This is a genomic window from Streptomyces capparidis, from assembly GCF_054782095.1.
Genome location: NZ_BAAGTD010000009.1, coordinates 192,733 through 200,856, shown reverse-complemented (window position 1 = coordinate 200,856; position 8,124 = coordinate 192,733). Strand labels below are relative to the sequence as shown.

General features: G+C 66.3%; 1 protein-coding gene and 1 pseudogene. One reads left to right on the top strand and one right to left on the bottom strand.

What is annotated here, in order from left to right; translation table 11 throughout:
• The first annotated feature begins 118 nt into the window (after positions 1-118).
• Positions 119-934: pseudogene (locus ACYVO2_RS10560) on the top strand (IS5 family transposase).
• Between the two features lie 585 nt (positions 935-1,519).
• On the opposite strand, the gene ACYVO2_RS10555 reads toward ACYVO2_RS10560, so the two are convergent.
• A complete protein-coding gene (locus ACYVO2_RS10555) occupies positions 1,520-8,104 on the bottom strand; it encodes a polymorphic toxin-type HINT domain-containing protein (protein ID WP_461007407.1) in 6,585 nt (2,194 codons plus the stop codon).
• Positions 8,105-8,124 lie beyond the last annotated feature (20 nt).

Sequence of the window (8,124 nt, the reverse complement as noted above, 5' to 3'; positions counted from 1 at the left end):
GACATCAGCAAGGTCCCCACCCATGACCACACCAACGACCGAGCTGGCCAACAGTCACGGCAAACACCGTTGCAGTATTAGACCGTGTCCTATGTGGTGATCGCTCGTTGGTCTCGGTATGGGGCGGGGTACGTGGAGTTGGATTCTTCCGGACGGACTGTGGGAGATCGCGAAGCCGTTGATTCCGCCGTCGAAGGTGCGGCCTCAGGACGGCGGGACGCAGGACACGCCTGATGAGACGCTGTTCGCAGCCATCGTCTACGTGCTGGTCAGCGGTTGTGCTTGGCGGGCTCTGCCGCCGTGCTTTGGGATATCGAAGTCGACGGCGCACCGCCGGTTCCTGATCTGGTCGCGGGCCGGGGTGTGGGGCCGGTTGCATGAGGCGGTGCTGCACCGACTCGACGACGCCGGTCTCATCGACATCTCGCGCGTGGTCCTCGACTCGCTCACGTGCGGGCCAAAAAAGGGGGCGAACTCACAGGTCCGAGCCCCGTGGACCGGGGTAGGCCGGGTTCCAAGATGCACGTCCTGTCGGACGCGAACGGACTGCCCCTGGTCGTCGGCGTCTCGACCGCCAACACCAACGACAGCGAGGCGCTGAAGCCCATGGTCGAAGGTCACCAAACGAGACACGACCCTCATCGCGGCCGGTACTTCAAGCCTCAGCGCCTACACGCCGACAAAGCCTACGACGTGCCCCACCTGCGTAAATGGTTACGCTGCAAGCACATCGGCGTGCGCATCGCCCGCAAAGGCATCGAGTCCAGCGAACGGTTGGGCCGCCGCAGATGGGTCATCGAGCACGATCTCGTGGCTGTCCGGCTACCGCCGGCTCAGCCCCCGCTACGAACGCGACCCCCGCAACTACCTCGCCTTTCTCGGCCTCGCCGCCGCCCTGTGCTGCTACAAGCGACTGATCCGCCTCACCACATAGGACACCGTCTAAGGCCGGGCGGCTGGAGGAAGCCGTAACCAGCTGGCGCACCACAGCCGACGCCGGGGCGGGGGCGGGGTGATCCCTCGTAGTGGCGCAGGCCCCACGCACCCCCACCCGCTCGGCAACCTCACCCATCCGCGCCTGCTCTCCTCCGGCCGGGCGGCAGTTGCGGCTTGCGCCTCGCGTCAACGTCAGCTTTTGAAGTGACGAGCGTCGGATGAACACGTCATTCCGACCCGTCGACCAAAATCACTCTCGGCGGGACTTCTGATAAGCCAAGGACATTCCGCCTTGCTGTTACGGGAATGGATGGATCAGAGCAGAGCTCTATCCATCAGTCCGGTTGATTCAGTTTAGCACGAATTCTTTCTGCTTCGGCACGAGCAGCGGCCGCTTCGGCGGTAGCTCTCTGGCGATCTTCCTGATAGATGAGAACGCCGGCCAGCGAGTCCAAAGCGTCTGCAATCCTTTCCCGCCACGCGGCAAAAGATTCAGTTTCACGCCCGCCCGGGGGCCTTTCGGATCGCACTTCTCTCAATTTTTTAAGTGCGGCGCGCAAACCGGGAGAGACAGGCACGAGTCTCACCCGCGTCCACCGATTTGAGGCAAGAACCGCTGGCAGGCAGGACATGGTGCGATCAGTACACCATGCTCCTCGATCGGGAACGAATTCCCTCTACCGCCACCACCGATCCTGACAGACTGGAACGTCGCCCCCTCTAGCGGGATGCCAGCGCTCTCGAACTGAATGGCACACCCAACTTCCCCGCACCCGCCATGGTGTCCGGAGTTAGCTACTGCTCTCGCTGTCTGCGGAGGCATTGCGCCACGGCGCGTATCCGTTGCGTAGGAGAAACGGACATGCTCTCCATCCGCCGAGGTAATCTTCGTAGCAACATTGGGACGCGATTCCGGACTCATACGCAGCGCCTCGTCTGCGAAGTCCAGCAAGTCATCATCGGCCTCCCCACAGTTGTGAACGAGTACCGGCGTGGCGCCTGCCAGCACATAGTACGTGTGCAGGTCTGCGACCGTCAGGTTGTGAACTTCTGCGGTCTGGGTCCAGCGCTCGACTGCGGTGATCTGGACGTATGCACCGGCGCTCGTACGCAGCCACTGTCCGGGCTTGAGGTCGGTGGCGTCAACCCATGAGTCGAGTTGGGGGACCCAGAACGGGTGGCCGTCTGTGGCCGTGGCCGATGCTGTGCTGGAGCCTGCGTCGCCGTCCGTGTCGATGGTGACCTGCACCAGGTTCTTGCTGCCTTCGCCGAGGATCTCGGCTGTCACGGTCTTCGCAGAGGTTTCTCCTGTTTCCGGGTCCGTGGCCAGCACTTCATCGCCGGCTTCGACGTCCTCTATGGGCTTGTTGGTGCCATCGGCCATGAGGACAGTCGTGCCGGGCACGAAGCTGTTGCCGCCGCAATCCTTCGACCTCTTCGCGGCCTTGATCACCCCTTTTGCGACTACAGCGACAACGATGTCGAACGCGAGTTTGCCTGCTCCCGCCCCGGTGCGGCCGGACGCGAAGTCGTTGTATATTTCGTTGCTTCGGGCGATCAGACCGCGGGCGGTGGCGAGTAGAGCGCCCGTCGGCTGGCTCTCGATGAAGGCGAAGTTGGCCAGGTCCGTGCAGGTGCCGTCGCCGGTCACGCAGTTGTAGGCGTCCTCGAAGGGTGCGGCGGTCGCGTCCCAGAGCGCTCCCCCGGTTTTCACCGTTTCGTCCACGATGGTACCGCCGACGTTTGAGACTCCGCGTTTGACGGCGCCCCAGACCTTGCTCGCCGCTCCTCCGCCGCCGCCTCCACCACCACCACCGCCACCGCCCTTGTGGGTGCCTCCGCTGTTGCGGCTGCCGCCCCAGCCGTTGCCTGCGGCGATGGGATCGACGTTGCCGGAGGCGGTCCAGCCGCCGGGGCCGAGGTTGCAGGTGATGCCCGTGCGGACGCAGTCGTCCGGGATCAGGCCGGTGGGGTCGGAGAAGGTGACGGGGCTGTTGTTCGCGTAGGAGTAGCCGTTGAGGGTCTGGATCTGTTCCGGGGCCAGGATGGGGTCGACGCTGATGAAGGTGCCGGTGTCCGGGTCGTACTCACGGGCGCCGATGTGGGTCAGGCCGGTGGTGGTGTCGGTGGGTTTGCCGAGGAATCCCTTGTCGTCCGGCCACTTGGCGGGCTGCGGGCCCCGGGGCGAGCCGAAGGGGGTCAGGTAGCGCTTGGTGGGGGTGTAGGCGAAGTTGGTGGGATCCAGGGCGAGGCTCATGGTGCCGTGGTGGTCCCCGGACAGGAAGGACAGCTTGCTGCCGGTGACGCCTGCCGTGGCCGTGCGCACCGCGATGGCCTGGCCGGCCGCCGCGTAGTAGCGGGTGCCGGACAGGGTCTTCACGGTGCCCTTCGTCGTGAGGCGCACCTCGGTGGATCCGAGGTAGAGCACCGTCTCGCCGTCGGCGGTGGTGGGCCTGCGGATGAGCAGGTTGCCGTCGGCGTCGTAGAGGTACTTGGTGCCTGTGGCGGGTTTGGTTCCGGCAGCGGGTTCGGTGACCTGGGCGAGTTTGTTCTCGGTGTTCCAGGTGAGGGTCTGGTCGGCTTGGGTGCCGGGGCGCTTGGTGGTGTTGCCGGAGGCGTCGTAGGCGTAGGGGCGGGACTTGGTGGAGCCCCCCGGGTAGGTGGTGTCGAGCTGGGTCAGCGGGTGGGGCTGGCCCTTGTCGGTTCCGTAGGTGTAGGTGACGGTGGTGTCGCCGGACGAGGCGTGCTCGGTCTGTGTCTTGCGCTGTCCTGCTGCGTTGTAGGTCCAACTGGTCCAGTACGGGGCGGCGACGCCGAGGTTGGCGGTGGTCCGGCCGGAGGTGGAGCAGTTGTCGGTGTTCGGGGTCCAGGCCTCGGTCAGGCGGCGGTGTCCGTCGTAGGCGAAGCACTGGTGGTCGGGCTTGCCTGTGCCGTTCAGGTCGGCCTTGTCGAAGATCGACGTAACGTTGCCGGCGTCGTCCTGGGTGTACTTGAGGTCCTGGAGGGGGTACGCGTGGACGTCGTCGGTGGTGATCGACGCCTTCAGGCGCCGGCTGCCGTCCTCGTAGTAGTTGGTGATGTACGCCTTCTTGTCCGAGTCGATCGAGGACGTGCCCAGGGTGTACTGGCGCAGGTCGCCGACCGGGGAGTACTGGGCGCCGAGGAGGTAGCCGGTGCTGCCGGTCATGCTCACGGGCATGCCGAGGTCGTTGTACTTGGTGGTGATCTTCTCGCGGGCCAGGCCGGCCACGGCGGGCTCTTCGGTGTAGTCGAGGACGCCGTCGACGCGGTAGGCGTGGAAGAACTTCAGGGTCTGCGGCACCCCCGCGGCGACGAGGGGGTCGTCCGCGGGCAGCGAGAACTGGCTCTCGGTGGACCGGTAGAGGCTATCGTACTTGTTGACCTTGCTGGTGTAGGCCTTGCCCTTCAGGCCGCCGTCGTAGCGGGTCGCGTAGTCGAGCTGCCCCTTGGCGAGGTCGTCGTAGTGCCAGGTGGCGAGCTTGTTGTCGTCTGTCTTGGACGACTTCCACATGTCGGTCCTGCGGCCGAGCTTGTCGTAGTCGTAGAGCAGGACGCGGTTTTCGGCTTCGGGGTTGGTGGTCGTCCTGGCGATCTGGTCGAGGGCGTTGTACTCCACCTTGGCGGTGCCGCTGTCCGGGTCCTTCGCCGTGGCCCGGCGGCCGAGCAGGTCGTAGGTGTAGGACCATTCGGCGTTGTCGGGGCCTGTGATGGTCTTCGCCTGGCCCGCTGGTGTGTAGGTGTGCTTCGTCCTGGCGAAGTCGGTGCCGGTGGGGGTGCTCCGCGGGTACTCGCGGCGCTCGGTGGTCCGGCCCAGCGCGTCGGTGACGACGGCGACGGCCGTTCCGCCTTCGGGCGCGCTGGTGGCCACCGTGTCGCCCAGGTAGGTCGTGGTGGTGGTCCAGCGCACCACGTTGTGGTTCTTCACCACGGCTTTGGTGGCACGTCCCGCGCCGTCGTAGGTGGTGTCGGTCTGGGTCGGAGGCTGCCCGCCGTCGGTCTCCACAAGGGTGCCCGAGGGGGAGGCGTTGTCGTGGATGTCCGCGTTGGCGGTGACGGCGAGGCCGCGGCTGTCGTAGAGCGTCTCCGCGATCACTCGGCCGCCGACGGGAGAGGGGGCCTGGACCTGCCTGGGACGAAGGAGGGAGTCGTAGATCTCGTAGGTCGTGTTGTAGGTGCTTCCGGGCTTCAGGGTGCCGGTCGCCACCCACGACACGTCGGAGTTGGTGACCTTGTAGGTGTAGGTCTGTGCGGGCGGGTTGTTCAGGATGCGGAGCAGGTTCGGCGTCCAGACCTTGGTGAGGCGGCCCAGGCCGTCGTACTCCATCTCGGTGAGCTTGTTGTTCGGGTCGGTGACCGTGAGGGGGAGCCCCCAAGCCGGGTCCAGGACGGTTTTCGTGCCGTGTCCCAACGCGTTGGTGGTCTTCGTCTCGGTGACCGGTCCGGACTCGGTCGGGGTGTAGGTGGTGCCGGTGGTGTTGTCGGCGGCGTCGGTCACGGACGTGATCCGGCCGAGCGGGTCGTAGCCCTTCTTGCCGATGGTCTGCCAGGTCGGCCCGTTGTCCGCCGTGTAGCCCTTGGCCCGGCCCGACCACCGCGGCTCTCCCTTGGTGGGGATCTGGTCCGGGCTCCAGGTCTCGGTGTCGTAGGCCGTCGCCGTGTCGGAGATGACGTCTCCGGGTCGGGAGGAGTCCGCGGGCAGGTCGAGGTCGCTGTCGGCGACGGAGCACTTCTGGGCCACGGTCCGGGTGCGGGAGACCAGCGAGGTCAGGCCGTCGTCGTTGCGGGCGTACCAGGTGCGGGTGCAGGTCTCGTCGCCGTCACCCGGGTTCCCGCTGTCCTCGACGGTGATCGGCATGCCGTGGTCGTCGTACGTCATGGAAACGGTGCGGACGCGATCGGCGGGGTTGAGGCCGCTGGTGATGCGCGTGCGGGTGTGCACGGCCTTGGTCCGCACGTAGTACGCCTCGATGTCGGCGTAGGACTTGTGCTGGGTGGCGGTGGTCTTCGACCACGGGTCGTTGATGACGCCGGACACCTCTTGGTCACCGTTGTCGGTGACGGATTCGCGGGTGAATCCGGCGTACTGGTCCGAGTCGGTGATGCCCGGTGCCTTGATGCCGGTCACAGTCGCGGACCGTTTCTTGTCCGGGTCCAGTTGCCTGTCGCCGTCCATGCCGCGGAGGTAGACGGTCACGGTCTTGGACTGGGTGCCCTCGGCGTCGCCCACCAGGTGGGTGACCTTCTGGAAGCCCCGCCAGATCGACCAGGTCCGCTCCTTCTGCGGGGTCATCGGGTCTTCGTTGTAGCGCCAGGCGCCGCCGCCGTCGTAGAGGTAGGTGTGGCTGACCGCGGGTGATCCGCCGTGCGGGGCGTGTTCACGCACTGAGGTGACCGGATACTTCTGGAACCAGTCGAGCTTGGGGTTCTCTTCGCCGTTGGGGGACCAGTAGACCGGATAGCAACTTCTGGTGTTGGAGTCCGGTGACGGCATGGTGGTGCCGGCGACGCAGTCGGCGGGCCGGTAGTCGATCACGGTCTGCGCGCCGGTCTCGGAGGTGATGGTGTGCAGGCGCGGCTTGTCGAGGGAGAGGATGTCGTCGCTTCTGCCGTCGACGCGGTTGGTCAGGAACTGGTGGCCGAACTTGACCGGGTCCAGGCTGATATCGGATCCGTGCTTGCCCGTGTGCCGGATCTCGTCCAGCCAGAGCGACTGGTCGGTGGAGTCGCCGGTGTCGCCCGGGTCGAGGTAGAGGTGCTTCAGGCTCCACGTGTCGACGGGCAGGTAGCCCGGGATCACCGCGGTCGCGTCCCAGAAGTAGGTGGTGATGCCGGTCAGGCGCTTGCGGGTGAAGAAGGTCGGGCTGACGTTGCCCTCGCACTTCTTCCCGTCGTCGCAGACTGAGTCGAAGGGAACGTCCGGCCAGTTGTCGCGGTGGGCCTCGTCCAGTTTGTCGCAGCCGGTACCCGAGGCGATACAGCGTTCCGCCGTGGTGAAGACGACCTTGTTGGACGCGCTCGGCGTGGCGGAGAAGAGGGCTTCCTTGCGCTGGCCGTAGCGGATCTCCCGGAGGTGGCCGCCGCGGACGTAGTCGGTTCCGGGTTCCTCCTTGCCGTTCTTGGCGTAGTTGTTGTGCTCGGCCTCGTACCAGTAGGTCATGGCGTTGCCGTGCGTGTCCTCGACGAAGTCGAGGTTCCAGCGCCATGCCTGCTTCTTGTCGCGCTCGGCGAAGGTGGAGCCGGAGTCGTAGCCGGGCTCGTCCTCGTCGTCGCCGAAGACGGGCACGGTCCACACGGACTCGGTGCGGTCGTCGCTGCCCGCGCCGTCGAGTTTGTCGAGGCCGAAGACGTACTTGGTGCCGTCGCCGGTGACGATCGTCCAGTGCTCGCCGTTGTCGTCGCCGTTGTCCGCGCCGGTGGAGTGGATCACCTTGGAGGCGTCGTCGTTCTTCAGGCGCCACTCGCCCCTGGTGTCGTCCTTGACGAGTTCGCTTGCCTTGCCGTTGAGCACGAGAGAGGCGTTCTCGTACTTCCAGCACAGGTCGTACTTGTCCTCCTGACCGTCGTCGTCGCAGGAGCCGTACTTCCGCTCCACGTAGGAGGAGGTGAGATCGAAGCCCTCGCCCACCCAGGTCGTTTGGTTGTTGGAGCTGGAGGTGCGGCCGTCGACGCTGCCCGAGTCGTAGGAGATGGACAGCCCAGGCTTCGGCCCGGCGGCGGCCGGTGGCGTGTTGATCGGGTAGGACCAGGTGAAGGTGCCGGAGGAGCCTCCGGCCTCCCAGGTGGAGGACGAGGACAAGGGCGTGGCCTGGTAGTCGCCGCCTCCGCTCTTTCCCGTCGCCGCGGTGGCGGTGACCTGGCGTCTGGAACCGGCGGCCTGGTCCTCGCGGGCGCGTTCGGCGGCGGCTCTGTCGGCGGCCTCGGTCTTGCGGACGATCTCCGCTATCTCGTCGTTCGCGTCGGGGACCACGGGAACGACCTTGTCCACACGGGGGGCCGGGAGGTCGGGCTTGCCCAGGGGACCGGCGACCGCTTGGAAGGCCACGGGTGACAGCAGACCCGGCAGCAGCGACAGCCCCGCCACGAACGCCCCGCGTCCCAACCAGCGCCGTCTGTCGTCGCGGCGCCCAGCTCGCTTCGCTGCCTTCATGTCTCCATCCGTGGGGAGTG

Coding starts and splice junctions, on each gene's coding strand:
- ACYVO2_RS10555 (WP_461007407.1), bottom strand. CDS start 8,104: ATGAAGGCAGCGAAGCGAGCTGGGCGCCGCGACGACAGACGGCGCTGG.